We start from the raw sequence: 26,525 nt of genomic DNA on the forward strand, positions 1-26,525 counted from the left end.
AGGTCCCAGGGGTGAGACCCGCGACCGCGGGCCGGTTCCCAGGCTAGGGAGCGGGGCCCGGCCGCTGACCGGGGCGAACGTCCGCTTTTGAAGGGCCGAAGGTCCCGGACGGGACATCCGGCGTCCGCGGGCCGGTCGCGGGGGAAGATGGGACTTTCGTCCCTGCCGCGGGCGGGGGCGGGTGGGGGATCCTGGAGAGCATGCAGCTCGACTCGTCCGGACTGCAGGTGCTCTCCGAGGAGGAGTGCTTCCTGCTGCTGTCCTCGATGCCCATCGGGCGGATCGTGTTCACCGATCGTGCCCTGCCCGCCGTCCAGCCGGTGAACTTCTGTCTCGACGGGCGGTCCATCGTGATCCGCACCGCGACGGGGTCGAAGCTGGCGGCGGCCACCCGGCGGGCCGTGGTGGCCTTCGAGGCCGACGACTTCGACGCCGGGCGGCGTACCGGCTGGTCGGTCACGGCGGTGGGGCACGCGCGCGAGGTGACCGACGCCGCCGAGCTGGCCCGCCTGGCTGAGCTGCCGCTGACGACGTGGGCGCCGGGCGACCGGGACCACTACATCGTGGTGGAGGCCGAGCAGATCTCCGGCCGCCGCATCGCGGCCGCCCGCGCGGCCGTCGTGTGACGGGTCCTTGAACGGGCGGCGCCGCCCCCCCCCCGGGGGGGGGCCGGGGCCCCGCGGGGGGGGGGGGGGGGGCCCCCGGGGGGGGCCCCCGCGGCGCGGGGGGGGGGGGGGGCGCCCCCCCCCCGGGGGGGGGCGGCGGCCAGCCGGCCCGCCGCCCGGCTCCGCGGCCCGCCCGGGGGGTGGGGTGTGGGGGGGCGGGGCGCCGCGCCCCCCCCCCCCGGGGGGGGGGGCGCCCCCGGCGCTCAGTCCTGGTGCGCGGTGGTCACCAGGCCGTAGTCCCCGTCGTCGCGGCGGTAGAGGAGGCAGCCCGCCCCGGTGGCGGAGTCGGCGAAGAAGACGAACGGGAAACCGGTCAGCTCCAGCCGGTCGAGGGCCTGCCCGGCGGTGAGGCGGGGGGCGGGCAGCGGGCTGACCGAGATCCCCGCGCAGGTCGGCGCCGGCAGGTCGGGACGGGGGTCGAGCTGGGCGAGGCGGTAGCCGTCGCCGGTGCGGTAGATCACGCTGTCCTGGCCGGTCGCGGTCTCGGTGAACAGCAGGAAGTCGTAGTCGAGGTCGTCCAGGTCCACCGCCGCCTCGTCGGGCACGGCGCGGGCGGCCGTGCAGGTCCGGACGATCCGGCGTTCCCCGGCGGGCGGGGCGGGGTGGGGCGGACGGGGGTGGCGGCCGCGCCGGTTCTCCCAGTCCCGGGTGCTCTCCAGCAGCCGCGCCCGCAGCCGGTCGCCGAGCAGGTGGATGGCGGCGCGGGTGGAGCCGGCGCCGGCCCGGGCCCTGATGAGCCGGCCCTGGACGTCCACCACGGCCTCGGCCGTCCGCCGCTCCCCCGCGACCTGCGGCGTGGCGGCGAGCTTGACCGTCGCGCCGAGCACCGGCTCGTGGGCGAGCCGGGTCAGGTCGGCCACGGTGTGGCGGGCACGCCGCACGTCGGCCGCGCGCACGCCGCCGCCGCGGATCCTGACCTGCACGTCGTCGGCGTCAAGGGCGATGGGCCTGTGCCTCATTCGTGAACACCTTCTTCGCATCCGGTGGTGATGATCCAAGCCTCTGGCCTGGGCGGACGCGGCGGCCAGAGCCGTAGGTCCTCCCGCGCGGGGACCTACGGCCCGCCGCGCGGCGGGCGGCCTCAGGAGCGGCGGTAGCCGGGATGCACGCCCGGCGTCAGGCCCTGGTCGGCGGCGACCAGCTCCAGCAGGGCGAGCAGCTCGCCGCGCTGGTCAGGGCTGAGGCACGAGGTCAGGTCGGCCTCGTGCGCCATCGCGGTCTTCCTGATGTCCTCCATCACCTTCGCGCCCTGCTCGGTCAGGTGCAGCTCGTGGTTGCGGCGGTCGCCGGCCGAGCGGCGCCGCTCCACCAGGCCGGCCCGGTCGAGCGGGTCGAGCAGCGCGGTGACCCGGCTGGGCACGACGCCGAGGTCGGCGGCGAGCGACTGCTGGCTGCGGCCCGGCTGGAGGGCGATCATCCGCAGCAGCCCGACGTCGGACGGCGACAGGCCGAGCTCGGCGACCCGCGCGGCGAACCGGCCGGCGGCGTGCGCGCCGAGCTGCGCGAGCAGGAAGGCGACGCCCATCGGGCGGTTGCGGGACGCGGACACAGCGCATACTGTACTCCGCACAGAACCTTTCACAAGGGTGAACCTTTCTCTAGAGAGAAGCAATATGCGATGACCACCGACCGGCCTGACTGGCCCAGACATCCAGGACTGGAGGGCAAGGTCGCCCTCGTCACCGGCGGTTCCCGCGGCATCGGCGCGGCGACCTGCCACGCGCTGGCCGCCAACGGCGTCCGGGTCGCGGTCACCGGCCGCGACACCGAGGCGGTGGACCGCGTCGTCGCCTCGATCACCGCCGAGGGCGGCCGGGCGCTGGCCGCGCCCGGCGACGTGACCGACACCGGCGCCCTGGCCCGCATCCGCGCCGAGGTGGAGGCCGCGCTCGGACCGGTGGAGATCCTGGCCCCGTTCGCCGGCGGGCAGGGCGCGCCCGCGCCGACCGCGGGGCTCGACCCCGGCCGCTGGCGCGCCGTGCTGGAGTCCGACCTGACCTCGGTGTTCCTCACCGTCCACGAGTTCCTGCCGGGCATGCTGGAGCGGCGCGCCGGGTCGATCATCCTGATGTCGTCCACCGCGGGCCGGCAGCCCGGAGGCGCCAACGCCGCCTACGCCGCCGCCAAGGCGGGCGTGGTCATGTTCGCCCGGCACCTGGCCGCCGAGGTGGGCGGCGACGGCGTGCGGGTCAACTGCCTGGCGCCCTCGGCCGTGCTCAACGACAAGCTCGCCGCGCTGCCCGCCGAGCGGCTCGCCCAGCTCGCCGCGGCCTTCCCGCTCGGGCGCGTCGGCCGTCCCGCCGACGTCGCCCAGGCCGTCCTCTACCTCGCCTCGCCCGCCGCCTCCTGGGTGACCGGGGCGACCCTCGACCTCACCGGCGGACGGGTCTCGTGATGAACGCCGTGCTCCGCCCGTCCCCCGCATCCACCGTCCAGACGGAGGCCCTGTCATGACCGACCCGATGACCGAACGGCTCGTCCGGTTCCAGCGGCCCGGCGCCCTGCCGTACCTGATCGGCGCGGACGAGGCCCGCCTCGCCGCCCTGTTCGGCCTCGACGCCGACGCCTACCGCGCGCTGCTGGACGCCTTCGACCACCAGACCCGGCAGGCCGCCGAGACGCTGCTGGCCCGGCCCGGCCTCGCCGACGCCGTCGACCGGCTGCCGCTGCGCCCCGAGGGCTCCCGCGACGCCTTCCACGTGGTGGCCCTCGGCGAGAGCACCACCGCCGACCGCCTGTCCTGGTTCGAGATCCTGCGCCAGCTGGTCGCGCTGCGCCGTCCCGGCGACGCCGTCCGCTTCACCAACCTGGCGATCACCGGCAGCACCACCACCCAGGCGATCACCCAGCTCCCCGCCCTCGGCTTCCAGCGGCCCGACCTGGTGCTGTGCATGATCGGCGCCAACGACGCCCAGCACCTCGCCCCCGACGCGCCGACCCTGGTCAGCGCCGCCGAGACCGAGCGCAACCTGGCCATGCTGCACGACCTGGCCCAGCAGCGCGGGCCCGTCCGCTGGGTCTGGCTCACCCCGAGCCCCTTCGACGAGCCGCGCGCCGCCGCCTACCCGCACTTCCGGCGCGCCGGCATCACCTGGGCCGGCAAGGACGTCGACGCCACCGCCGACCACCTGCTGGGCCGTCCCGAGCCGACCGTGGACACCAGGCTCGCCGTCCGCGAGGACCACCACTTCCTCGACGACGGCGTGCACCTGAGCATCGACGGCCAGCGCGAGATCGCCGAGGCCGTCGTACGGGCCCTGGCCGGTGCGGCATGAGGCTGATGGTCCTCGGCGCGACCGGCGGCACCGGACGCCAGGTGGTCGAGCAGGCGGTCGCCGCCGGGCACGACGTCACCGTCCTGGCCCGCGACCCCGCCCGCGTCCCGGCGGGCGAGCGGGTGAGCGTGATCGGCGGCGACGTGCTGACCCCCGGCCCCTGGCGGGAGGCCGTCGCCGGGCACGAGGCCGTGCTGTCCTGCCTGGGCAGCACCGACCGCGGCCACCCCACCACCGTCTACTCCCAGGGCACCGCCAACGTCATCGCCGCCATGCGCGACAGCGGGGTGCGCCGCCTGCTGTGCCTGTCGTCGGCGGGCCTGGACATCCCGCCGGGCACGCCGCTGGGCCGCCGCCTGGTCACCCGCTTCGTGATCCAGCGCCTCTACCGGCACGGCTACGCCGACATGAGACGCATGGAGGCCGCCGTCACCGCCGCCCACGACATCGACTGGACGATCGTGCGCCCGCCGATGCTCACCGACGGGCCCCTGACCGGCCGCTACCGCACCGCCGAGAACGCGCCCCTGGCCAAGGCGGGCTCGATCTCCCGCGCCGACCTGGCCCACTACCTGCTCGACCACCTCACCGACGAGCACAACCGCCACGCCGTCGTCGAGATCGCCGGCGGCTCCTGACCTGGCAGGCGAACGCCGGCGAAGGCGACATTCCGGCTGACTCGCGCCCGTCCGGCGTGTCAGACTGCGGCAGACGACGCAGCGGGAGGCGGGCATGTGGCCGTTCGTGGGCAGGGAGTCCGATCTGGGCCGCGTCACCACCGCCCTGCGCGATCCGGCGGCCGGCGCGCTGGCGATCACCGGCCCGCCGGGCGTCGGCAAGAGCCGGCTGGTGTACGAGGCGCTGGCCACGCTCGATCCGTCCCGGTTCGTCGTGCATTCCGTGCCGGCCACCTCGGGCAACTCCGACGTGCCGCTCGGTCCGCTCGGCGTGCTCGTGCCCGACGGCGTCGTGGGCGTGGCCAGCCGCGGCGTGCTGGTGCGGGCCATGGTCGCGGCCCTGACGGCCGGGTCGCGGCGCGCGGTGGTCGTCGTGGACGACGCCCACCTGCTCGACGACGAGTCGGCGGCCGTGCTGCGCCACCTGGCCCGGACGCGGGCCGCGTTCGTGCTGGTGGTGCTGCGCGCCGGCGAGCCGTTCTCCGAGTGGCTGGCCGCGTTGTGGACCGAAGGGCTGGCCGAGCGGATCGAGCCGGCCGCGCTGTCGCCGTCCGAGGTGGGCCAGGTGCTGCACGAGGTGCTCGGCGGCCAGGCGGCCGAGCTCACCGTGCGCCGTCTGCACGAGCTGACCGCCGGCAACCCGCTCCTGCTGCGCGAGGTCGTGCTGGCCGGCATGCAGGCCGGGACGCTGGCCGAGACCAAGGGCGTGTGGCGGTGGGAGGGCCCCTGGCTGGTCGCCCCCCGGCTGACCGAGCTGGTGGCCAGGCGGCTCGGCGCGCTCGCCGACCAGGAACGGTGGGCGCTCGAACTGCTCGCCCTGGCCGAGCCCGTCTCGGTCGGCGTGGTCACCCGGCTCGTCCCCGAAGACCTGCTCACCCGCCTGGAGGCGCGCGGGCTGCTGTGGATCCAGCGCGACGGCCGCCGCTCCCTGCTCCGCCTGGCCCACCCCCTGTACGGCGAGGCGCTGCGCGACGGCTGCCCGGAGCTGCGCACCCGCAGGGCCAAGCGCGTGCTGGCCGAGGCCATCGCCGCCACGGGGGCCCGCCGCCGCTCCGACGCGCTGCGCATCGTCCGCTGGAGCCTCGACGCCGGCGTCCAGCCGCCGCCCGGCATGCTGCTGACCGCCACCCGGCGCGCCTGGACGCTGCTCGACCTGCCGCTGGCCGAACAGCTCGCCCGCGACGCGGCCCTGACCCCGGAGCACGCCGAGGAGCGGGCGGCCCTGAGCTCGGTGTTCGCGGCGTTCTCCGGCGACCTGCGCCCGGCGCTGTCGGAGCTGCCGCCGCTGTTCCGGGCGGGGATGGTCAACAACGAGGCCGAGGTCAAGGCCCGCCTGGCGCACGAGCTGGCCGGCGCCTACGGCGGCCGGCCGCCCGCGCCGCCGCACGACGCGCGCGATCCCGTGCTGGCCGAGGCGGTGGAGAACATGCCGTGGCTGCCGCCGACCACCGCGCTGGTCCAGGTGCAGGGCGCGCTCCTGGCCTGCCGTGCGGACCTGGCCGCGCGGCTCGCCGGACGCGAGCACGAGGCCGCCCTCGCCCACGGCTGGGAGTACGCGCTGATGGTGGCGGCGATCGCGATGGCGGCGTACGCGACCGGTGGGCTGGCGGTGCTCGCCCCCCTGGGCGACGCGCCATGGTCTTCCTGCACCACGATGGTGGCCGCGCCGCGGGTCCCCTGTCGTGAGCACGCACGTGCTCAGCCGCGCCCGCCCGTACTCATCGGCGGCCCGCCGGCCGGGACGGCCACCCGGCCGGCGGCGGCCTCAGGCCAGCCGGTCGGCGAGGAAGCGCAGGGCGCTGTCGATCTCGAAGTCCGGCACGTCCGCGTGCCCGCCGGGGTTGGCGTGCAGGGTCTTCTCGGCCGAGGCCAGGGCGTCGAACAGGGCCAGGGCCTCGGCCCGCGGCACCCGTTCGTCGTCCCACTGCAGCAGGAACCGCACCGGGACGGTGATCCCGGCGGCGGCCTGGACCGAGGCGAGCGAGGTGCCGCTCAGCCCCAGGACCGCCGCGCCGATCCGCGGCTCGGCGGCCACCAGCGGGATCCCCAGGGCGCAGCCCAGCGACACGCCCCAGTAACCCACCGGCCCCTGGTCGCCGAGCGCGTCCAGGACCGACCGCCACTCCGGCACGGTCTGGGCGGCCAGCAGCGTGTGCAGCTCGGCCAGCAGCGGGGTGGGGTCGCCCGCGCCGGCCATCCGCTCCCGCATCGCGGCGATGATCCGCTCGTGTTCGGCGCTTCCGGGCCGGTCGCCGTGGGCCGGCGCGTCGATGGCCGCCGCCGCGAAGCCGCGTTCGGCCGCCAGCCGGTGCGCGCGTCCCACGACGCCCGGGGCCTGCTTGTGCTGCCCGCCGCCGTGCCCGATGAGGACCAGGCCGCGGGGTTCGGCGTCCTGCGGGGTCCACAGGACGCCGGGGATGTCGCCGAGGGCGAAGGATCGTTCGATGACGCCGTCGGCCGACGTCCGGGAGAGAAAACGCATGCGCGTCCTGAGCCTTTCGGGATGCCTTGTGCGGGCGCTCCCTAGGCGATGCGCGTGAGGGAGCCCCGACCTGTCACAACGTTGATCGGTCTCACCCCCTCAGTTCGAATGCGTGGCGAAAACGTACCACACCATCAGATTTCGGCTGCGGTGAAGGAGATCCACACGTCCGGCGGGACGTCCGGGCGGTTCGGGACGGGCCGGCGCTCCTCCGTCCACGCCTCGCCGGCGAACTCGGTCGCGACGCGCCGCCAGAACGCCACGCCCGCCGTGTTGGCGTCCTGGAAGGCGATCCGCCACGGCCCGGGATGCCGGGAGATCACCTCCCGGACGACCCGCAGCCCGATCCCCGACCGGCGCGCCCCGCGGACCACGAAGAAGCTGTTCAGCACCCGGACCGGGCCGGCCGCCGCACGCACGAACGCGAACCCGACCGGCCGGTCGCCGCTGGTGAACAGGTAGGCCGTCCAGTCGTCGTCATCGAGGGCGGTGCGCAGGCGGTCGCCGTGGTAGGTGCCGTCGGGGTCGGGGAGCCCGCCCTGGAAGTCCGCCATGTCGTGGCGGAACATGAGCCAGAGGCGTTCGACGGTGGGGTGATCCGCGGCCTCGACGGGCCGCACGTTTACCGGAGAAATGGTCATACAAGCACTCTCGGCCAGATGCAACATCCGGCCGGAAGGTACAAACTAGCAGAAGACGATCATCGCAGGGGACCCGCGGGCGTCAGCCGTGCAGCAGGTCGAGGATGTGCGGCCAGGCGTCGGCTCCGAGCCCGGCGTCGGCGACCGGGTCGCCCCCGTAGAGGAAGTCCGGCGACTCGGGGGCGGGCCCCTCCCCCGGCAGGCGCGGACGATGACCGGCCTCGGCCCGGCTGACCACCCGCACCGGGCGGCCGGCGGCACGACGCCGCGCGGCCAGCCGCCGGGCGAACGGCAGGGACGGCCACATGGCGTCATCCCCGCCCGCCACCAGCAGCACGTCGGCCGCCGCCGCCTCGATCGGGATCTCCGCGGCCGGCAACAGATCGGCGAACGTGCGCTGGCTGAGCTCGTACAGCTCGCGCAGGGCCAGCGGGCCGTGCTCGGGCTCGGCCTCGGCCCAGTCGTCGTCGTACGGGACGAACGGCAGCGGCCGTCCCTTCCACGTCCAGGACGACCGGTAGGGACGTTTCTCCCCGTCCGGCCCCGGCCCGACGTTGCCCCACACGAGCGAGGTCGGCGACAACGCCACCACCCCGCCGATCCGCCGGTCCCGGACGGCGGTCAGCAGCGCGGCCTCGGCCCCCTTCGACATGCCCAGCACGCAGACCCGCCGGACGCCGGTGGACTCCAGCAGATCGACGGCCGACACGAACGTCTCCAGCGGGATCTCGCAGATGCCCGGCGGCTGCCCCGGCCCGCCGAACCAGCGGATCGACAGCGCGGTCACCCCCTCCGCGGCCAGCAGGCGGGCCCTGTCCCGCTCGATCCGCCCGCTCGACCCCGCCAGCACGAGCACGCCCGTGCGAACGGCCGGGCCCGGTGTGACCAGGACGCCTTCCCACGGGCAGCTCAGTTCGCGCTCGTCCATCACCGTCACCCCTCGGCACTCGGCGGAACGGCATTCTACTGAGACGGCGCACCCACCGAAATGGTGCATCATGGCCGCAACACCCCATGACGAGCGGAGAACACCATGTCCTTCCAGGCTTACCTGGACAACATCGAAGGCAAGACCGGACTGACCCCCCGTGAGTTCATCGCCCTGGCCAGGGAACGCGGCTTCGACGCCCCGTCCACCAAGGCCGGGACGATCATCGACTGGCTCAAACAGGACTACGACCTCGGACGCGGCCACGCCATGGCCCTCGTCCACGTGATCAAGAAGGGTCCGCGGATCGACGCCAAGCACGTCGGCACCACCGGTTCCCACCGCGACGAGTCCGACGTCCTCTGGCTGGACGGCAAGGACAACCGCCCGGAGCCTGCCTGACCCGCGCGGCGGGGGCGAACCCCGCCGCACGACTTTACGTTGTAGATCTGTAAGGGTCAGAAGTCGGCGTCGAAGCTGACCGAGCCGGTCACCCCCACCTGGTACGCCGACACCCGCCGCTCGAAGAAGTTCGACAACTCCTGCACGTCCTGCAGCTCCATGAACGCGAACGGGTTCTTCGCCCCGTACAGCGGCTCGATGCCGAGCTGGGCCAGCCGCCGGTCGGCCACGTGCTCCAGGTACGACCGCATGTCCGCGGTCGACATGCCGGGCACGCCCTGCCCGAGCAGGTCCTCGGCGAACTGCGCCTCGCAGTCGACCGCCTCGGCCAGCATCTCCCTGACCTGGCTCGCCATCTCCGCGTCGAAGAGGTCCGGCTCCTCCTGCCGGACGACGTCCACCACGTCGAAGGCGAAGGCCATGTGCATGGACTCGTCGCGGAAGACCCAGTTGGTGCCCGAGGCCAGCCCGTTCAGCAGGCCGCGCGAGCGCAGGAAGTAGACGTAGGCGAACGCGCCGTAGAAGAACAGGCCCTCGATGCAGGCGGCGAAGCAGATCAGGTTGAGCAGGAACGCCCGCCGGTCCTCGCGGGTCTCCAGCCGCTGGAGGCTGCCGATGGAGTCGATCCAGCGGAAGCAGAACTCGGCCTTGCGCCGGATGGAGGGGATGTTCTCCACCGCCGCGAACGCCGCGAACCGCTCCTCCTCGTCCGGCACGTACGTGTCCAGCAGGTTCAGGTAGAACTGGACGTGCACCGCCTCCTCGAACAGCTGCCTGCTCAGGTACAGGCGCGCCTCGGGGGCGTTGACGTGCTGGTAGAGGTTGAGCACCAGGTTGTTGGCCACGATCGTGTCGCCGGTGGCGAAGAAGGCGACCAGGCGGCTGACCAGGTGGCGCTCGGCCGCCGACAGCTTGGGCAGGTCGCTCAGGTCGGAGTGCAGGTCCACCTCCTCGACCGTCCAGGTGTTCTTGATCGCGTCGCGGTAGCGGTCGAAGAACAGGGGGTAGCGCATGGGCCGCAGGGTCAGGCTCATGCCCGGGTCGAGCAACATCGGATTCTCCTCGGGGGTCACTGGCAGGCCTCGCACGACTCGGGGTTCTCCAGGGAGCACACCAGGGCCTCCTCGGACTTGTTCGCGAGGGGCGCGGGGTGCGCGAGGGGCACGGTGGCCTGCTGGATACGGGTGGCCGGGCGCGAGCGCAGGTAGTAGGTGGTCTTCAGGCCGGACTTCCAGGCGTACAGGTACATCGAGGAGAGCTTGTCGATCGTCGGCGCGCTCATGAACAGGTTGAGCGACTGGCTCTGGTCGATGAACGGCGAGCGCGCGGCGGCCATGTCGATCAGCGCCCGCTGCGGCAGCTCCCAGGCGGTGCGGAACAGCCGGCGCACGTCCTCCGGCAGCTCGGCGATGCCCTGCACCGAGCCCTCGGCCTGCTTGATGGCCGCCCGGACGCGGTCGTTCCACAGGCCGCGCGACTTCAGCTCGGCCACCAGCGCGTTGTTGATCTGCAGGAACTCCCCGCTCAGCGTCTCGCGCTTGAACAGGTTGGACACCTGCGGCTCGATGCACTCGTAGCAGCCGACGATCGAGGCGATGGTGGCGGTCGGCGCGATCGCGATCAGCAGCGAGTTGCGAAGGCCGTGGGCGGCGATGCGCTCGCGCACCGCGTCCCAGCGCCCGGCCTGGGTGCCGCTCTGACCCCACAGGTCGTGCTGGAGCCGGCCGCGGGCCGCCCACGTCTGGTCGTAGGCGGGGTGGGCGCCGAAGCGCTCGGCCAGGCCGGCGGAGGTCTCCAGCGCCGACAGGTAGATCTCCTCGGCGATCCGGGTGGACAGCTCCTTGGCCTCGGCCGAGTCGAACGGCAGGCGCAGGGCGAAGAAGACGTCCTGCAGGCCCATCACGCCGAGGCCGACCGGGCGCCAGCGCGGGTTGCTGGCCGCGGCCTGCTCGCTCGGGTAGTAGTTGATGTCGATCACCCGGTCGAGGAAGGTGACCGCGGTGCGGACGGTGGCGCGCAGCCGCTCCCAGTCGATGCCGCCGTCGATGTCGCCGCCGGGGCCCGTGCCCGCCAGGTGGGCGGCGAGGTTGACCGAGCCCAGGTTGCAGACCGCGGTCTCGGCGTCGCTGGACACCTCGACGATCTCGGTGCACAGGTTGGACAGGTGCACGACGTTGCCGGGCTCGGCCGCCTGGTTGCACAGGCGGTTGGCGGCGTCCTTGAAGGTCATCCAGCCGTTGCCGGTCTGGGCCAGGGTGCGCATCATCTTGGCGTACAGGTCGCGGGCCTTGACCTGCCGGACGTACCGGCCGTCGCGCTCGGCGGCGCGGTAGGCCTCCTCGAACGCCTCGCCCCACAGGTCGGGCAGCTCGGGGACCTCGTCGGGGTCGAACAGCGACCAGGTGCCGTCGGCCTCGACCCGGCGCATGAACTCGTCGGGGATCCAGTTGGCCAGGTTGAGGTTGTGGGTGCGGCGGGCGTCCTCGCCGGTGTTGTCGCGCAGTTCCAGGAACTCCTCGACGTCCGGGTGCCAGGGCTCCAGGTAGACGCAGGCCGCGCCCTTGCGCCGGCCGCCCTGGTTGACGGCGGCCACGGACGCGTCGAGCGTGCGCAGCCACGGGACGATGCCGTTGGAGTGCCCGTTCGTGCCGCGGATCAGCGCGCCCCGGGAGCGCACCCGCGACCAGGAGATGCCGATCCCGCCGGCGAACTTCGACAGCTGCGCCACCTGGGCGTAACGGTCGTAGATGGAGCCGATCTCGTCACGGGGCGAGTCGACCAGGTAGCAGGAGGACATCTGGGTGTGCCGGGTGCCGGAGTTGAACAGCGTCGGCGAGCTGGGCAGATAGGCCAGCGACGACATGAGCCGGTAGAAGCCGACCGCCTCGGCGGGCGTCTCGGCCAGCCCGCAGGCCACGCGCAGCAGCCAGTACTGCGGCGTCTCCACCACCAGCCGGGTGGACGGGTGGCGCAGCAGGTAACGGTCATAGACCGTGCGCAGCCCGAAGTACTCGAACCGCAGGTCGGCGGTGACGTCGATGGCGTCGTCGAGCTTGCGGGCGTTGGCGTTGACGAACTCGGCGGTCTCGTCGCCGATGAGCCCCTCGGCGTGGCCCAGCCGGATCGCCTGGCTGAAGGAGGCCACGCCCTGCCCGCGGACCTCCTTGTCGATGTAGCCCGACAGCAGCCGCGCGGCCAGGCGCGAGTACTGCGGCTCCTCGCCGATCATCTCGGCGGCCGTCTGGATGGACAGCCGGTCCAGCTCGGCGGTGGTGGCCCCGTCGTAGAGGCCGCTGATCGTCTTGGTGGCCACCCGCATCGGGTCGATGTCCGTCAGATCGGTCGCCCAGTGCTCCACCGCACGTACGATCTTGTTGACGTCGACCGGCTCCGCGGTGCCGTTGCGCTTGCGCACCTGCATCTGGACGCGCCGCGGCGCGGACCTGTCGGCGTCCGCCCGCGCCGTCCCGGCCAGGTCCGTCATCGGGTCCCCTGTGACCGTCACTGCGCTCTCCCCTCGTGAACTCGGTCAGTGGCCGAGAACGCGCGCAGGAGGCGGACGGCGAGGCGCCACAGCCCTCTCGCCGGTGCCGTCCACCGTCCCGCGCGGCCTCGGACCAGCCGCGCGCGCATGATCGCGCGCGGCGCGCCGGCAGGTCTTCGGACTCATGGGCATGCTGTCGCTGCCTACTGGCCGTCGCTTCCCGGGCCTTCGGCCCAGTGCGTCTGACGGCGGTCGTTCCCACTCACCGCTGCGGGGCAGTCCCGGATTCCCACCGGGTTCCCTCTTGCCTCGGCCGCCCTGGCGGGGCGACCGAACCGGCTGCGGGAGACACCATATATAGGGCGGATCAAAAAGTCACACCCAACATCTCGTGTTGCGAAGAACCCACGCTCCGATCCGGCCGTCCGCCACGGGGCCGCGCCCGCCGGCCTGGCGGCCCGATTGTGATCGACGCCACAGGCCCGCGACGCCCCGTTTTCGCTACCTTAGGTATCGATACTTCAAGTAGCGAAAACCTGAGGAGACGAGCATGAGCGAAACCACCGGCCTGCGTCCGGTCACGCCGGACTGGGACACCGTCACCCCCGCCGAACTGGCCGCCTACGTCGAGGCGGAGAACCGGCTGCGCGCCTCCGTCGAGGCACAGGCGATCACCGGCCGGCCGGATCCCGGCGCCGCCATCGACTGGCGGACGGTGGCGCTGCCCGGCCGCGACATCCGCGTCCGGGTCCACCGGCCCCGAGCGGCCGAGCCGGGGGACGTCCTGCCGCTCGTGTTGCACGTGCACGGAGGCGGCTTCGTCGGCACGGCGCCGCAGAGCGACTGGGTCAACAGCCACCTCGCCGCCCACCTGCCCGCCGTCGTCGTCTCGGTGGACCACCGCCTGCTCGACCGGCACACGCCGCTGGCCGCCGCCGCCGACGACGGCTGGGACGTGCTCCGGCACGTGCTGGAGCACGCCGCGCAGTGGGGCGTCGACCCGGCGCGGGCCGTCCTGTTCGGCGAGAGCTGCGGCGGCCTGATCTGCGCCCTGGCGGCGATCAGGGCCCGCGACGCCGGTCTGCCCCTGAAGGCCCAGGTGCTGGTCAACCCCGCCGTGGAGGTGGCCGGGACGATGTTCGACCACCCGTCGACGGCCCAGTACGCCGACACCCCGACGCTCAGCGTGCCGGTGCTGCGGCTGTTCCACCGGCTCGCCGTGCCCGAGGGGACGGACGCCCGCGCGCTCTCCCCGCTGCACGCCGGCGACCTGGGCGGGTTGGCCCCGGCGCTCGTGGCGGTGCCGACCCACGACCCGATCGCCGACCACGGCCGCCGCTACGCCGAGGCGCTGCGGGCCGCCGGCACCCCCGCCCGCCTGGCCGAGTACCCCGGGGCCGGGCACGCCTTCCTCAGCATGCCGGTGCTGGCCCCCCAGGCCGAGGACGCGCGGGCGGACATCCTGGGCTTCCTCCGCGACGCCCTCACCGCGTAACCCGCGACCGGAGCGGGCAGGCGAGGACGGGCCGGCCTCTCGCGCGCGGCGCCGGGTTCTGCTTCATGATCCGGCTGGAGATCCTGGACCCGGACGACCTCGCGCTGTGCGAGCGGTTCGTCCGCCTGCACCGCAGCCCGGCGCTGGACGACGACATGGGCCCGGCTTCCCCGCCGCCGTCATCACCGGGAACGCGCTCGCCCTCGACTGCCGGGCCACCGAGCTGAGCCGCCGCCGGCGCGGTCAGCGCCCGGCGTCCCGGGCGACGATGCCGTGCGCCAGCCGGGCCAGGGCGGCGGTGATCTGCTCGGGGGTGAGCCCGCGCCTGCGCTGCTCGGCGTAGACGTCGGGGCCCAGCGGGGCGAGGAGGATGTCGGCCAGCGCCTCGGTCTCCGGGACGCCCGCCTCGCCCAGCAGCACCCGTACGTGCGCCCGCCAGAACCCGTAGGCGCCGGTGGCGTAGCGCAACGCGCCCTGCTCGGCGCCCAGGACGAGCGAGATGTGCTCGTCCAGCAGGCCGACCATCGCGGCGTAGAAGGCGGCGAGCCGGTCGGCGGGGGGCGCGCCGGGGCCGAGCGGCGGGTCGCCGCGCAGCAGGCGTTCCTGCAGCTCGCGCTCGTGCTCGTCCAGCAGGGCCTGCGCGATCGAGACGGTGTCGGGATAGCGGCGGTAGAGCGTGCCCCGCCCGACGCCGGCGGCCTTGGCGATGTCGTCCATGGTCACGCCGCGCGGGTCGCGGGTGGCGAACAGCTCGGCCGCGGCGGCGAGCACCTTGGCGCGGTTGCGGGCGGCGTCGGCGCGCTCGCGCGGGCGGCCCGCCTCCGCCACGGGACGCCCGGTCAGCAACTCGGTACGGGACTCCATGGCGGCGACTCTAACCCACCCCGACATAAGTGGACAACGTGCCCGCTTAGTTGCTACGGTCACCTCGACCGCAAAACGGACGTCATGTCCACTTATTTCGAGGAGCCCCTCCCATGGCCGTTCTGCTGCACCTGGACGCCAGCGCCCGACGCCGTTCGATCAGCCGCGAGCTCGGCGACGCCTTCGCCGAGGCGTGGCGGTCCGCCCACCCCGAGGGCACCTACGTCCACCGCGACCTGGCCGCCGAGCCGGTGCCGCACATCGGGGAGGCGTGGACCGAGCTGTGCGACTACGTCATGGCCAACCAGATCACCGACATCTCCCGCTACCACGAGGCCGCCCGCACCCCGGAGCAGGCCGCCGCCTGGGCGATCGTCGAGCCGCTGCTGTCGCAGCTGGTGGCCGCGGACGTGGTGCTGATCGCCACCCCGATGTACAACTACTCGATCCCGTCGGCGCTCAAGGCCTGGCTCGACCAGGTGACCTTCCCCAAGATGTCCCTGGCCGGGCGGCGTTTCGTGGTCACCACCGCGCGCGGCGGGGCCTACTCGCCCGGCGCCCCCAAGGCCAGGTTCGACTACCAGGAGCGCTACCTGCGTGACTTCTTCGCCGGCCACTTCGCCGTCGAGGACACCACCGTCGTCGCCGCCGAGCTGGCCAACTCCCGCGTCGACCCCGGCCTGTTCCACCTGCGCGCCCAGCACGACGAGCTGTACGCCGCCGCGCTGCGCGGCGCCCGCGACCTGGGGAAGGAGTTCTGACGATGAACTGGCTCATCCTCGGGCTGGCCGGGCTGGTCGAGATCGCCTGGGCGCAGAGCATCAAGCCCACCCAGGGCTTCACCAGGCCGCTGCCCACGCTGATCTGCTTCGTCCTCATGGTGGCCGCGGTCTGGCTGCTGTCGTACTCGATGAAGACCCTCCCGGTCGGCACCGCGTACGCGGTCTTCACCGGCATCGGGGCGGTCGGCGCGATCGCCCTGGGCGTCGTCGTGCACAAGGACCCGATGTCGATCGGCCGGATGGCGGCGCTGGCGCTGATCGTCGGCGGCATCGTGCTGGCCCGCCTCACCAGCCCGGAGTGACCCCTCCCCGTCCGGACGGACGGCCCGGCTCAGCTCGGGCCGAACCAGCGGGCGAGGGCGGCCCTGAGGCCGTCGGGGCCCGCGCCCGCCCAGGCGACGTAGCCGTCGGGCCGGACGAGCAGCGCCGGGGCGGGAGCGTCGGCGGCGGTGGCGGCGGTGGCGGCCACGTGGCGCACCCGGCCGAGCCAGGGCGCGGCGGCGGCGGCCAGGGCGTCGCCGCCGGTCAGGTCCAGGAGCAGGGGGCGGGCGTCGCGCATCAGCTCGGCCAGGCGCCGCGGCCGCCCGTCGCCGGTGGTCAGCGCCAGGGACGGCGCGAACCAGCCGGTGGGCCCGGCGGGCCGCTCCTCCCCCATGTCGTGGCGGACGTCGCCGCCCGCCATCAGCTCGGCGATCATGCGCAGGTTCTCCGTACGGCCCAGGAGCTCGGCGAACAGCCGTCGTAGCGCGGTGACCTCGGCGCCGGGCGCCAGCAGGGCGGTCGCGGCCAGGGTCTGGGTGACCACGCGTTCCGCGCACGCGCGGCGCTCGGTCTCGTAGCTGTCCAGGAGCCCTTCCGGGGCCTGCCCCCGGAGCGTGGCGGCGAGTTTCCAGGCCAGGTTGGCGGCGTCCTGGAGCGCCAGGTTCAGGGTGGGCCCGTGGCTCACCTGGGCGGCGTCGCCGGCGATGAAGACGCGTCCGGCGCGGTAGCGGTCGGCGAGCCGGGTGTTGCGCCCGCACAGCCGGCGCAGCATGACCGGCGCTCCCTCGGGCGGCGGGCTCAGCGGCAGGCGCACCCCGAGGACGCGTTCGACGCTCTTCTCCATCTCGGCCAGCGTCATCGGCGCGCCCGGCCCCGGGAAGCCGCCCGCCGGATGCTCCTCCCACTCGGCGGTGTTGATCAGCGGCCGCCGCGGGTCGTGGGCCAGGAGGGTGAAGACGCCGCGATCGGTGCGGTGGAAGTGGGCGGGGATCTCGCCGAGCCCCTCGATCAGGACGCGCCCGCCGGGCAGGATCCGGACGTGCTCGCTCGGGCCGATGAGGGCCGAGCGGTCCACGACGTGGTCGTCGCTGACGCCGGGGAAGCCGATGCCCGCCGCCTTCCTGACCATGCTGTGGCCGCCGTCGCAGCCGACCAGGTAGCGGGCGGTGAGGGTGGTCTCGGCGCCGCCGGGGCCGCGGGTCACGACCTCGACCCGGTCGGCGTCCTGGCCGAAGGAGATCACCTCCTGGCCGCGCCGCACCTCCGCGCCCAGTTCGGCCGCGCGCGCGGCGAGCACCCGTTCGAGGTCGCGCTGGTCGCAGGGCAGCAGGTACATCGGGTTGGCCTCGCCGAGCGTGTGCAGCGGCAACGGCATCCCGCCGAAGAAGTGGCCCGGCGCCGGCGCCGGGACGCCCCGGCCGCCGCAGCGTTCGAACAGGCCGCGGTGGTCCAGCAGCCGGACGACCTGCCCGGCCAGGCCGTGGGCCTTGTCCGACAGGTCGGGCTCCGGCCGTCGTTCCAGCACCAGCGGCCGCACGCCGGCCAGGCGCAGCTCACAGGCGAGGAAGAGGCCGGCGGGCCCGGCGCCGACGACGATGACGTCGAACATCATGGACGGTCCTTTGGGTACAGGGCTGTATCTAATTCCGGCCACCGTAGAGCGCCGGGATAAGATACGCAAGTGAATCTCAAGCACCCTGCCCCCGGTGGCGCGTCCCGCCGTCGCGGCCCCGCGCTGGAGGAGGCGATCCTCGACGCCGCCTGGCAGGTGCTGGTCGAGCACGGCTACCACGGCTTCACCTTCGAGGCCGTCGCCGCCCGCGCCGGCACCAGCCGCCCGGTGCTCTACCGGCGCTGGCCCCGGCGCGACGACCTGCTGCTGGCCACCCTCGCCAAGTTCTGGCGGCTGATCGACGTGCCCGACACCGGCAGCCTGCGCGAGGACGCCGTCGGGTTCCTGCGCAACGCCGGCGACGACCGCGCGGGCATGCTGACGCTGATGAGCGTGCAGCTCGCCGACTACTTCCGGGAGGCCGGCACCAGCCTCACCGAGCTGCGCGACACCCTGCTGCCGCCCGGCCGGGCGACCGCGTTCGAGACGATCGTGGGCCGGGCGGTCGAGCGCGGCGAGCTGCCCGACGTGCCGCGTTCGTCCAGGGTGGTGAACCTGCCGCTGGACCTGCTCCGGCACGACATGCTCGTCACGATGCGCCGGGTGCCGGAGGAGTCGATCGCCGAGATCGTGGACGAGGTGTGGCTGCCCCTGCTGGGCGCGTCCTCCGGCTGACCGGCGGCCACCAGGGGACGGCCTCCCCGTGGCGGCGAGCCGGTCAGCTCCCGTAGTAGTCGCGGATCTCCCAGAACCTGGACGGGTGCCCGTCACAGGTGTACTGGACGGCCTCCAGGTTGTTGGCGGTGCTGACCCCGCCGGCGATGGTCAGGCACTTGGCGGTCTGCACGTTGCGGAACTCGACGTACTGGCCGACGCGGTTGCCGAGCGCCCAGTAGCGCGAGGGGTGGGTGTCGCAGGTGTACTGCAGGGCGACGACGTTGTTCTCGGTGCTGACGCCGCCGGCGATGGTCAGGCACTTGCCGGTCTGCCGGTTCCTGACCTGCAGGGCCGCGCTGGAGTAGCCCCACACGTCCCAGCGGCGGGAGGGGTGGCTGTCGCAGTCGTACTGGACGGCGTGCACGTTGTTCTCCGTGCTGACGCCCCCGGCGATGGTCAGGCACTTGCCGGTCTGCCGGTTGACGAGCTGGACGTTGGAGGCGGCCCAGACGGACGAGGCCGACGCGGGCGCCGGGGCGGCGGTGAGCGCGAGGACGAGCAGCGGGGCGGCGACGGCCGCCGGGCGAAGGAGGTGTGTCTTCATGCGACCAAGCGTGCGACGGCCGGGCTCGTACGGCCTGAGTAGCGCGTACTCAATGTGCGCCGGCGGGGTTGTGCGCCTGGACGATCATGAATGAGGATCGTGCACATGACAACACAACGGATTCAAGGAAGGGTCTTCGGCGAGGTCGCCGACGAGTACGACAGGGTCCGGCCCGGCTACCCGGCGAAGCTGGCCGCGGACGTGCTGGCCTACGCCGGAGGGCCCGCGCTGGAGGTGGGCGCGGGCACGGGGAAGGCGACGGAGCTGTTCGCGGCGACCGGCGTCGAGGTCGTGGCCACCGAGCCGGATCCGGCCATGGCCGCCGTGCTGGCCCGGCGGACCGCCGGCCGGCCGAACGTGACGGTCACCGTCTCGGCGTTCGAGGAGTACGTCCCGGAGCGGGCGTTCGGCCTGCTGTACTGCGCCCAGGCGTGGCACTGGGTCGACAAGGAGGTGCGCTGGCAGCGGGCCGCCGCGGCGCTGGCCCCGGGCGGCGGGCTCGCCCTGTTCTGGAACGTCGACTGGCCCGCCGACGAGGGGGTGACCGCGCGGCTGCTGGCCGCGCACGAGCGGTTCGCCCCGCACATCAGGCCCAACACCGGCCCGATCGGCAGGCCCATCGGCGAGGAGGCCGGAGCCCGCGAGTGGGCCCGGGAGATGGGGCTGCCGCCCGAGTTCGGCGACCTCGGCACCCGCCTCTACCGGTCGGGACGCACGGTCTCGGCCGCCGACTACGTCGCCCTGCTGTCCACCCAGTCGTCCTACCGCATCCTGGCCGAGGACGTGCGCGAGAACCTGTTCGGCACGCTCCTCGACACGCTCGGCGAGCAGGTCGCCCTGAACGTCGAGACGGCCCTCTACCTGGCCCGCCACCTCCCCTGACCGGCGGCACGGCACGGACGGGCGCACCCCGTCACGGCTGGGCCCTGCCGGTCGCCCACGCCCATCCCGCGATCATCACGCGGTTCCTCGCGCCGATCTTGCGCTGGACCGCGGCGACATGGTTCTTCACCGTCCCCGGGGACAGGAAGAGCTCGGCGGCGATCTCCGCGTTGGTCCGCCCCTGAGCCACCAGGGCCACGATCTCGTCCTCCCGCTCGGTCAGCACCACGTCCGAGACCTCCCGTTCCGGGCCGGTGCCGCGCAGCAGCCGGACGGTGAGCTGGGGGCTGATGAGCATGTCGCCGTTCACCGCCGCCCGGACGGCCTCCACGAGCAGCGCGGGGCCCGAACGTTTCAGCACGAACCCGGCCGCGCCGTGCCTGAGCGCCGCCTGCACGTACTCCTCCAGCCCGAACGTGGTGACGACCACCACGTGGATGCCGGTGCCGGCCAGGGCGCGGGTCACCTCGATGCCGTCGGCGCCGGGCATGCGGATGTCGGCGAGGACCACGTCCGGCCGGACGGCGAGGGCGGTGTCGATCGCGGTGCGGCCGTCGGCCGCCTCGGCCACCACGCTCAGGTCGGGCTGGGCGTCGAGGATCAGGCGGAAGGCGTCGCGGATGCCCTCCTGGTCGTCGGCGACGAGGATGCGGATGCTCACCCGGGAGATTGTCGCAGCGGCAGCCGCGCCGCCAGCGACCACCCGTCCGGCACGGCCCCCGCGACCAGCTCGCCCCCTTGTTCGGCGACGAGCGCGGCCAGGCCGGGCAGGCCCGAGCCGCCGCGCCGGCGGCCCGCCGCGCCGGACGTCCCGTCGTTGGTCAGGGTGATCTCCAGGACGTCGCCCGGCGTCGTGACGGACAGCTCGACGCGGCCGGCCCGCGGCGCGTGCCGCCGGATGTTGGTCAGCCCTTCGATCACGATCCGGTAGGCCAGCGCCGCCGTCTCCGCCGGGACGGCCGCCGCGCGGTCGATCCGCACGCCGACGTGCGCGGATCCGGCGGCGGAGAAGCGCGCGGCGGCCTCGGCGACGCCGTCCAGGTCGCCGGACGGGCCGAGGGGCCGGTCGTGGTGGAGCATGTCGAGCGTGCGGTCGAGCGTGGACAGGGCCCGTTGACCGGCCGCCTCGACGCGTCGCAGGGCCCGCAGCGGATCGCCCGCGACGGCGCCCGCCTGGGCGTGCGCGACCATCTCGCTGATGTCGTGGGCGAGGAAGTCGTGCAGGTCGCCGGCCAGCCGCAGCCGCAGGACGGTGCGGGTGTCGGCCACCGCGCGCCGCTGCCGTACGTCGAGCAGGCGCAGGTAGGCGCCCACGGCGGCGCCCGCCAGCACGCCCGCCCCCCAGAACGCGCACGCCCCCACCGCCTCCAGCGCGGAGGCCGGCGTGAAGACCCGCGGCAGCCAGGTGGCCGCGGCGAGCCCCGCCAGCAGCGCCGCGGGCACGGCCCGGCGGACCGGCGCGTACCGGACGACCAGCCCGGCCGCGACCGTCAGCGCCGCGCTCTCGGCCATGCCCAGCGCGCCGACCCCCGGCGTGGACGGCCCCGCGGCGACCCGCCACAGGGCCGTGACCGCCAGGGACGCGCCCGCGGCCGGCAGGACCAGCCAGGCGAGCCACCCGGCCCTGCTCCCGGTCAGGAACAACCCGATCGCCGCCACGGCGACGGCGACCGCCGCCGGCAGCGCGGCGGCGGCCATCCACAGCACGTTCACCCGGGACACGATATGCGCCCGCGCCGCGCGCCCCCACGTGCCGAACGGCACTGCCGCGGCCCGCGGGAGGTGCCGAACGGCATCTGCCCGTCGTGCGCCCGCGCTGGAAGGCTCGTCGGCATGACGATCTTCACTTCCGGCCGGTACGGGTACGCGGCGGCGCTGTGGGCGGTCGCCTACGGCCTGCTCGGCGCGGCGTGGGCGCTCGGGGCGCCCGGCTACCCCTGGGGGGCCGACGATCCCGACCCCGACGGCGCGCTGTCGATCCTGGCCGGCACGGCGCCGCCGTTCGGCTGGTGGATCGCGGCGTTCTCGGCCCTGGTGGCCGCGACGGCACTGGCCCTGACCCGCCGCAACGACGCCCACCCGGCGAACGCCCCCGGACCGAACGACCCTCCGCCGCTCCGGCCCGGACCGCCGCGCCGACCCGGGACGAGCCCCCGGGGTGGTGAGCGCCCGGCGAAGGGGGTGTGGGGGCGGGTGCCGGTCCTGGCCTGGCCGATCGCCGCGTTGCTGGTGCTGGTGGTTCCGGACTCGCGGCTGATGATGGGCGTCGCCTACACGCCGTTGCTCCTGGCCGCGCCCCTGTTCGGCTGGGGGCTGGGCGGCGCGACGTTCGCCGACGCCTGGCCGTGGCCGGTGCTCAACCAGCTCGTGTGCGTGCTGGGCGGCCTGCTGCTGGCCGCCGCCGCGCGGGACCACGGGCGCGGGCGCGGGAACTGGTTCACCCCGGCGCGCGGGCGGATCGCGGTGTACGTGGCGGTCGCGGTGCCGCTGGTCTACTGCGCCACCCGGTGGGCCTGGGCGCTGGGCATCCCGCTCGGCGTGAGCACGGAGTTCCTGGCCGCGGGCGAGGACGGGCTGTGGCTGGCGGGGGCGTACCTGGCGACGTTCGGGGCGCTGGGCGGCGTGCTGACCCTCGGGCTGGTCCAGCGGTGGGGCGAGGTGTTCCCGCGGTGGATCCCTGGGCTGCGCGGCCGGCGGGTGCCGCCGCTGCTGGCGGTCGTCCCGGCCGGGTTCGTCTCGATCATCGTCACGGTGGCCGGGCTCACCTACATCCGCTGGACCGTGGCCGGCCGGTTCGCCCTGGAGGAGTGGGGAGCCTGGCTGCCGGAGTGCTTCTGGCCGGTGTGGGGCGCCGCGCTGGCCACCGCCACTGTCTGCTACCACCGGCGCCGCCGGGCGAGCCCGCCTCCGGTGGCGGAGGTCAGCCCGCGCTCTGCCGGTCGGGCTCGATGAGCAGGACGACCCGTTCCTCCGCGCGCGAGTAGGGGCCGCCGATGTACTTCGCGGCGATCCGGTCGACGATCTCCCAGCCCGCCGCGCCCTCGACCCACTCCACGACCCTGCCCCGGACGAGCACCGGCCGGAACGGGTCGCCGGGCGGCGTCAGGGAGAGCGCGACCCGCGGGTCGCGCCGCAGGTTGAGCGCCTTGCGGGAGCGCGGGCCGGTGAGGACGGCGACATGGTCGCCGTGCGTGCCGATCCAGACCGGGACGGAATGGGGGGCGCCGTCGGGCAGGACGGTGGCGAGGTGGGCGATCGGGGTGCCGTCGAGCACGCCGCGCACGTCGGGGTCGAGTTTCATGGGTTCTCTCCGGATTCTGGAGTTCCTTGAGGAGACTCCGTAACCGTAGCACCGAGAGTTCCTTCAGGGAACCCCGAAAGGTAGGGTGGGTCCATGCAGCGCACGAACTTCGCGGAGATGGCCTGCTCCATCGCCCGCACCCTCGACGTGATCGGCGAGCCGTGGTCGCCGCTGATCCTGCGGGACGTGTGGGCCGGAGTGCGGCGGTTCGACCAGCTCCAGGCCGATCTCGGCATCTCCCGTAAGGTGCTGACCGAACGGCTCGCCCACCTCGTCGACCACGGCGTCCTCGAACGGCGCCCCTACGACCGGCGGCCGCGCCACGAATACCACCTGACGGCCAAGGGCGCCGAGCTGGTCGACCTGCTCATGGTCATGGCCGGATGGGGTGACCGGTGGCTCGCGGGCCAGGCCGGGCCGCCCGTGCTCTACCGCCACCACGCCTGCGGCGAGATCAGCGCCGTGGAGCTGCGCTGCGCCCACTGCGGCGCGCCGATGCACGCCGGCGACGTCGACCTGCTGTCCGGTCCCGGCGCGGCTGTCGTCCCGGATGAGTCGGCGGTCGGCGGCGCGACCGGCGGGCCCGGGTAAATCGGTGGCCGGGGCCGCGGACGGCCTGGGAGCCTGAGTCATGCCTCCCACGGAACCGGGCCCGTACCGAGCCGGCGGAACGGCGCTCGTGGTCGCGATCCCCGAAGCGGAGCCGCTGGTCGGCCCCTGGCGCTCCCGGCTGGACGCCGCCGCCGCCGACGGCGTCCCCGCGCACGTGACGATCCTCTACCCGTTCCTCGATCGCGACCGTCTCGACGAAGGGGCGCTCGACCGGCTGATCGGCGCGCATCCCGCCTTCGACGTGCGGTTCACCGGATGCGGCAGGTTCCCCGGGGTGCTCTACCTCTCCCCCGACCCCGAGCGGCCGTTCCGGGAGCTGACGGAGGCGGTCGCCGCCCGGTGGCCCGAGGCCCCGCCCTACGGCGGCCGGTTCGCCTCGATCGTCCCCCATCTCACGGTCGCCGACCAGCAGGAGCCGGAGCTCCTCGACCACGTGGAGGCCGAGCTGGCCGCGGGGCTGCCGCTGGCCGCCCGGGTCCGCGAGGTGCGCCTGCTGGTCACCGACGGCCGCCGCTGGCACGCGGACCGGACCTTCGCGCTCGGGCGCCACTTCTGAGCGCCTGACAGGCTTTCGTCACTTACCGTGTCTTTGCCATTCCTTGGCGTTACGATCAGGGCAGATTCCCGTCCCTGATCGATCACGGAGTGCCGCATGGAGCGAACGGTTCTGGCCGCCGTCACCGAACACCCCGACGCCGACTCGGCGCTCGCCGAGCAGATCCGCCGGGTGTGCGCCGAGATGGGCGAGCTCGGCCTCCAGGTGCGCTGGACCCGCCGCACGGCCGACGCCCTGGCGGTGGTCGGGTCCGACGCCTCGCTCACCGCGATCCTGGCGGCCTGGGACGCGCCCGGCGCCGAAGACCTGCTGGCCGCCGTGGCCAAGCGCTTCCGCGGCCTGCCGGTCTTCCTGATCACCCAGGACCAGGAGCTGCCGCTGTGGGTGTACGAGGTCATCCAGGGTTACGTCTTCCCGCTGGAGGACACCCCGCAGTTCATCGCCGGGCGCATCGCGCACGCCGCCGACCAGTACGCCGACCAGATCCTCCCGCCGTTCTTCCGCGCGCTGCTGCACCTGGAGGACCACCACCCCTACTCCTGGCACACCCCGGCGCACGCGGGCGGCGTGGCGTTCCTGAAGTCGCCCGTGGGCCGGGCGTTCTTCGACTTCTACGGCGAGCGGCTGCTGCGCACCGACCTGTCGATCTCCGTCGGGGAGCTGGGCTCGCCGCTCGACCACACCGGCCCGATCGGCGAGGCCGAGCACAACGCGGCCCGCGTCTTCGGCGCCGAGCGCACGTTCTTCGTGGTCAACGGCAACTCCACCGCCAACCGCATCGTCGGGCACCACGCGATCGCCCGCGACGACACCGTCCTGGTCGACCGCAACTGCCACAAGTCGATCCAGCACGCGCTGGCCATCAGCGGCGCGCGGCCGGTCTACCTGGTTCCCGAGCGCAACGGGCTGGGGCTGGCCGGGCCGATCCCGGCCGCCGCGCTGGAGGCGTCCGCCGTCCGGGCGCGGGTGGCCGGCCATCCGCTCGCGGCGGGCGACCCCGCGTACGCGGTCGTCACGAACTCCACCTACGACGGCGTCTGCTACGACGCGGTCCGGGTCGCCGAGCTGCTGGGCGCCACCGTGCCGCGGCTGCACTTCGACGAGGCGTGGTTCGCCTACGGCCGGTTCAACCCGCTCTACTCCCGCCGGTACGCCATGTCGGTCGACGAGCGCACGCTGCCCGGCCCGGGGCGTCCCACCGTGTTCGCCACGCAGTCCACGCACAAGTTGCTGGCCGCGTTGTCGCAGGCGGCGATGTTGCACGTCCGGCCCGCGCCGCGGGCGCCGGTCGACTTCGACGCGTTCAACGAGACGTACCTGATGCACGCCTCGACCTCGCCGCTGTACCCGATGATCGCCTCCCTCGACGTGGCCGCGGCGATGATGGACGGCCCCTCCGGGTCGTTCCTGACCGGCGAGGCGATCGTCGAGGCGGTCCGGTTCCGGCAGGCGATGACCCGGCTGGCCGCCCGCATCCGCGAGGACGGCCGGCGGCCCGGCTGGTTCTTCGGCCTCTGGCAGCCGCCCTCGGTGCTCGACCCGCACACCGGCCGGGCCGTGCCCTTCGCCGACGCCGACCCGGCGCTGCTGAGCTCGGAGCCGCGCTGCTGGGTGCTGGAGCCCGGCGCCGCCTGGCACGGCTTCGACGGCATGCGCGACGACTACGCCCTGCTCGACCCGGTCAAGGTGACGATCACCTGCCCCGGCGCGGACGCGGCCGAGGGCACGCTGGAGTGGGGCATCCCGGCCAAGGTCGTGGCCGCCTACCTGCAGCGGCGCGGCATCGTGGTGGAGAAGACCGGCGACCACACCCTGCTGGTGCTGTTCTCGATGGGCATCACCAAGGGCAAGTGGGGCACGCTGATCGACGCGCTCACCGACTTCAAGAACGCCTACGACGACGACAGGGCGCTGGCGGACGTGCTGCCCGGGTTCGGGCCGTCCGGCGTGTCGTTGCGGGCGTTCTGCGGCGAGGTGCACGCCAAGCTGCGCGACTCGGGCGTGGGCGCGCTGCTCGACCAGGTCTTCACCGCGCTGCCCGAGCCGGTCTCCACGCCCGCCGACGTCTACCAGGCCATGATCCGCTCCCGTACCGAGCGGGTCCCGCTGGCCCGGCTGGCCGGGCGGGTGGTGGCGGCGACCGTGGTGGTCACCCCGCCCGGGATCCCCATGCTGATGCCGGGCGAGGCGACCGGCGCGGCCGACGGCCCGCTGATGCACTACCTGCGCGCCCTGGAGGACTTCGACCGGACCTTCCCCGACCTGGCCACCGACATCCACGGCGCCCACCGCGACGGCGAGGGCCGCTACTGGGTGGAGGTCCTCCGCGCCTGACGGCCGCCCCC

The 26,525-nt window shown here is 74.2% G+C and carries 28 protein-coding genes and 1 riboswitch; of the genes, 16 read left to right on the top strand and 12 right to left on the bottom strand.

All coding sequences use genetic code 11. The features are described 5' to 3' along the window. Window positions 1-200 precede the first annotated feature (200 nt). Entirely contained in the window at window positions 201-626 is a 426-nt protein-coding gene (locus ACIBK9_RS35285; RefSeq protein WP_397162982.1) for a pyridoxamine 5'-phosphate oxidase family protein, read from the top strand. A 242-nt stretch (window positions 627-868) separates the two neighbouring features. Here ACIBK9_RS35285 and ACIBK9_RS35290 read toward each other — a convergent pair whose 3' ends face one another. Both ACIBK9_RS35290 and ACIBK9_RS35295 read right to left on the bottom strand, forming a co-directional pair. Continuing rightward, on the bottom strand, window positions 869-1,624 hold the full coding sequence (locus ACIBK9_RS35290; RefSeq protein ID WP_397162984.1) for a sigma 54 modulation/S30EA ribosomal C-terminal domain-containing protein: 756 nt from the start codon (window positions 1,622-1,624) through the stop codon (window positions 869-871). A 122-nt stretch (window positions 1,625-1,746) separates the two neighbouring features. Next, a complete protein-coding gene (locus ACIBK9_RS35295) occupies window positions 1,747-2,214 on the bottom strand; it encodes a MarR family winged helix-turn-helix transcriptional regulator (RefSeq protein WP_387680820.1) in 468 nt (155 codons plus the stop codon). A gap of 69 nt (window positions 2,215-2,283) precedes the next feature. On the opposite strand from ACIBK9_RS35295, the gene ACIBK9_RS35300 reads away from it, so the two are divergent. The 4 genes from ACIBK9_RS35300 (at window position 2,284) to ACIBK9_RS35315 (ending at window position 7,144) form a co-directional block, all read left to right on the top strand. Next, window positions 2,284-3,060, top strand: a complete 777-nt coding sequence (locus ACIBK9_RS35300) for an SDR family NAD(P)-dependent oxidoreductase (protein ID WP_358300470.1) — start codon at window positions 2,284-2,286, stop codon at window positions 3,058-3,060. Between the two features lie 55 nt (window positions 3,061-3,115). After that, window positions 3,116-3,940: an SGNH/GDSL hydrolase family protein gene (locus ACIBK9_RS35305; RefSeq protein WP_397162986.1), complete on the top strand. Its 825-nt coding sequence runs from the start codon at window positions 3,116-3,118 to the stop codon at window positions 3,938-3,940. Continuing rightward, a complete protein-coding gene (locus ACIBK9_RS35310; protein WP_397162987.1) occupies window positions 3,937-4,578 on the top strand; it encodes an NAD(P)-dependent oxidoreductase in 642 nt (213 codons plus the stop codon). Before ACIBK9_RS35305 ends, ACIBK9_RS35310 begins: the two co-directional genes overlap by 4 nt. 94 nt (window positions 4,579-4,672) lie before the next feature. Next, entirely contained in the window at window positions 4,673-7,144 is a 2,472-nt protein-coding gene (locus ACIBK9_RS35315) for an AAA family ATPase (RefSeq protein WP_397162989.1), read from the top strand. A gap of 89 nt (window positions 7,145-7,233) precedes the next feature. Here ACIBK9_RS35315 and ACIBK9_RS35320 read toward each other — a convergent pair whose 3' ends face one another. Together ACIBK9_RS35320 and ACIBK9_RS35325 are read right to left on the bottom strand one after the other, a co-directional pair. Then, on the bottom strand, window positions 7,234-7,740 hold the full coding sequence (locus ACIBK9_RS35320) for a GNAT family N-acetyltransferase (RefSeq protein ID WP_397162990.1): 507 nt from the start codon (window positions 7,738-7,740) through the stop codon (window positions 7,234-7,236). 82 nt (window positions 7,741-7,822) lie between these two features. Further along, window positions 7,823-8,668 (bottom strand): acyl-CoA thioester hydrolase/BAAT C-terminal domain-containing protein, encoded by an 846-nt coding sequence (locus ACIBK9_RS35325; RefSeq protein WP_397162992.1) that lies wholly within the window; start codon window positions 8,666-8,668, stop codon window positions 7,823-7,825. A gap of 105 nt (window positions 8,669-8,773) precedes the next feature. Between ACIBK9_RS35325 and ACIBK9_RS35330 the strand changes: the two genes are divergently transcribed. After that, window positions 8,774-9,070, top strand: a complete 297-nt coding sequence (locus tag ACIBK9_RS35330; RefSeq protein ID WP_397162994.1) for a DUF4287 domain-containing protein — start codon at window positions 8,774-8,776, stop codon at window positions 9,068-9,070. A gap of 56 nt (window positions 9,071-9,126) precedes the next feature. Here the strand turns inward: ACIBK9_RS35330 and ACIBK9_RS35335 are convergent, their stop codons facing one another. Both ACIBK9_RS35335 and ACIBK9_RS35340 read right to left on the bottom strand, forming a co-directional pair. After that, window positions 9,127-10,122 (bottom strand): ribonucleotide-diphosphate reductase subunit beta, encoded by a 996-nt coding sequence (locus ACIBK9_RS35335; protein WP_397162996.1) that lies wholly within the window; start codon window positions 10,120-10,122, stop codon window positions 9,127-9,129. A gap of 17 nt (window positions 10,123-10,139) precedes the next feature. Beyond that, on the bottom strand, window positions 10,140-12,575 hold the full coding sequence (locus ACIBK9_RS35340; protein ID WP_397162998.1) for a ribonucleoside-diphosphate reductase subunit alpha: 2,436 nt from the start codon (window positions 12,573-12,575) through the stop codon (window positions 10,140-10,142). A gap of 128 nt (window positions 12,576-12,703) precedes the next feature. Continuing rightward, window positions 12,704-12,909, bottom strand: a riboswitch (cobalamin riboswitch). Between the two features lie 195 nt (window positions 12,910-13,104). Here ACIBK9_RS35340 and ACIBK9_RS35345 point away from each other — a divergent pair. Together ACIBK9_RS35345 and ACIBK9_RS35350 are read left to right on the top strand one after the other, a co-directional pair. Then, a complete protein-coding gene (locus ACIBK9_RS35345; RefSeq protein WP_397163000.1) occupies window positions 13,105-14,049 on the top strand; it encodes an alpha/beta hydrolase in 945 nt (314 codons plus the stop codon). Between the two features lie 65 nt (window positions 14,050-14,114). Further along, window positions 14,115-14,276, top strand: a complete 162-nt coding sequence (locus tag ACIBK9_RS35350) for a hypothetical protein (RefSeq protein ID WP_397163001.1) — start codon at window positions 14,115-14,117, stop codon at window positions 14,274-14,276. A 16-nt stretch (window positions 14,277-14,292) separates the two neighbouring features. On the opposite strand, the gene ACIBK9_RS35355 is transcribed toward ACIBK9_RS35350, so the two are convergent. Continuing rightward, window positions 14,293-14,913, bottom strand: a complete 621-nt coding sequence (locus ACIBK9_RS35355) for a TetR/AcrR family transcriptional regulator (protein ID WP_397163003.1) — start codon at window positions 14,911-14,913, stop codon at window positions 14,293-14,295. A 113-nt stretch (window positions 14,914-15,026) separates the two neighbouring features. Between ACIBK9_RS35355 and ACIBK9_RS35360 the strand changes: the two genes are divergently transcribed. Both ACIBK9_RS35360 and ACIBK9_RS35365 read left to right on the top strand, forming a co-directional pair. Further along, the gene (locus ACIBK9_RS35360) at window positions 15,027-15,674 is read left to right on the top strand and encodes an FMN-dependent NADH-azoreductase (RefSeq protein WP_387680862.1); all 648 of its coding nucleotides are present in this window, start codon (window positions 15,027-15,029) and stop codon (window positions 15,672-15,674) included. A gap of 2 nt (window positions 15,675-15,676) precedes the next feature. Continuing rightward, window positions 15,677-15,997 carry a multidrug efflux SMR transporter gene (locus tag ACIBK9_RS35365; protein WP_352360314.1) on the top strand — a complete coding sequence of 107 codons (321 nt, stop codon included), beginning with the start codon at window positions 15,677-15,679 and terminating at the stop codon, window positions 15,995-15,997. A gap of 29 nt (window positions 15,998-16,026) precedes the next feature. Here ACIBK9_RS35365 and ACIBK9_RS35370 read toward each other — a convergent pair whose 3' ends face one another. After that, window positions 16,027-17,568, bottom strand: a complete 1,542-nt coding sequence (locus ACIBK9_RS35370; protein ID WP_397163004.1) for an FAD-dependent monooxygenase — start codon at window positions 17,566-17,568, stop codon at window positions 16,027-16,029. 69 nt (window positions 17,569-17,637) lie between these two features. Here ACIBK9_RS35370 and ACIBK9_RS35375 point away from each other — a divergent pair, with 69 nt between their 5' ends. After that, window positions 17,638-18,243: a TetR/AcrR family transcriptional regulator gene (locus ACIBK9_RS35375; RefSeq protein ID WP_397163005.1), complete on the top strand. Its 606-nt coding sequence runs from the start codon at window positions 17,638-17,640 to the stop codon at window positions 18,241-18,243. Window positions 18,244-18,286: 43 nt separating this feature from the next. On the opposite strand, the gene ACIBK9_RS35380 is transcribed toward ACIBK9_RS35375, so the two are convergent. Continuing rightward, window positions 18,287-18,829, bottom strand: a complete 543-nt coding sequence (locus ACIBK9_RS35380; RefSeq protein ID WP_387680869.1) for an RICIN domain-containing protein — start codon at window positions 18,827-18,829, stop codon at window positions 18,287-18,289. Between the two features lie 105 nt (window positions 18,830-18,934). Between ACIBK9_RS35380 and ACIBK9_RS35385 the strand changes: the two genes are divergently transcribed. After that, window positions 18,935-19,711: a class I SAM-dependent methyltransferase gene (locus ACIBK9_RS35385; RefSeq protein ID WP_397163007.1), complete on the top strand. Its 777-nt coding sequence runs from the start codon at window positions 18,935-18,937 to the stop codon at window positions 19,709-19,711. Window positions 19,712-19,742: 31 nt separating this feature from the next. Here ACIBK9_RS35385 and ACIBK9_RS35390 read toward each other — a convergent pair whose 3' ends face one another. Together ACIBK9_RS35390 and ACIBK9_RS35395 are read right to left on the bottom strand one after the other, a co-directional pair. After that, window positions 19,743-20,372, bottom strand: a complete 630-nt coding sequence (locus tag ACIBK9_RS35390) for a response regulator (RefSeq protein WP_397163008.1) — start codon at window positions 20,370-20,372, stop codon at window positions 19,743-19,745. Then, window positions 20,369-21,424 (bottom strand): sensor histidine kinase, encoded by a 1,056-nt coding sequence (locus ACIBK9_RS35395; RefSeq protein WP_397163010.1) that lies wholly within the window; start codon window positions 21,422-21,424, stop codon window positions 20,369-20,371. The genes ACIBK9_RS35390 and ACIBK9_RS35395 overlap by 4 nt, the downstream gene beginning before the upstream one ends. 120 nt (window positions 21,425-21,544) lie before the next feature. Between ACIBK9_RS35395 and ACIBK9_RS35400 the strand changes: the two genes are divergently transcribed. Then, entirely contained in the window at window positions 21,545-22,663 is a 1,119-nt protein-coding gene (locus ACIBK9_RS35400) for a hypothetical protein (RefSeq protein ID WP_397163012.1), read from the top strand. Here ACIBK9_RS35400 and ACIBK9_RS35405 read toward each other — a convergent pair. After that, a complete protein-coding gene (locus tag ACIBK9_RS35405) occupies window positions 22,632-23,012 on the bottom strand; it encodes a PPOX class F420-dependent oxidoreductase (protein WP_397163013.1) in 381 nt (126 codons plus the stop codon). The two genes, ACIBK9_RS35400 and ACIBK9_RS35405, sit on opposite strands and share 32 nt — an antisense overlap. Before the next feature lie 93 nt (window positions 23,013-23,105). Here ACIBK9_RS35405 and ACIBK9_RS35410 point away from each other — a divergent pair, with 93 nt between their 5' ends. From ACIBK9_RS35410 to ACIBK9_RS35420, 3 genes are all read left to right on the top strand, one after another. Then, window positions 23,106-23,603: a winged helix-turn-helix transcriptional regulator gene (locus ACIBK9_RS35410; protein ID WP_397163015.1), complete on the top strand. Its 498-nt coding sequence runs from the start codon at window positions 23,106-23,108 to the stop codon at window positions 23,601-23,603. 40 nt (window positions 23,604-23,643) lie between these two features. Beyond that, window positions 23,644-24,180, top strand: coding sequence for a 2'-5' RNA ligase family protein (locus tag ACIBK9_RS35415; protein WP_397163016.1), 537 nt, complete (start codon window positions 23,644-23,646; stop codon window positions 24,178-24,180). Window positions 24,181-24,276: 96 nt separating this feature from the next. Further along, complete coding sequence (locus ACIBK9_RS35420; RefSeq protein ID WP_397163017.1) at window positions 24,277-26,514, top strand: Orn/Lys/Arg decarboxylase N-terminal domain-containing protein; 2,238 nt, start codon at window positions 24,277-24,279, stop codon at window positions 26,512-26,514. The last annotated feature ends 11 nt before the right edge of the window (window positions 26,515-26,525 follow it).

The sequence above is a fragment of the Nonomuraea sp. NPDC050227 genome (assembly GCF_044459705.1).
Classification (GTDB): domain Bacteria; phylum Actinomycetota; class Actinomycetes; order Streptosporangiales; family Streptosporangiaceae; genus Nonomuraea.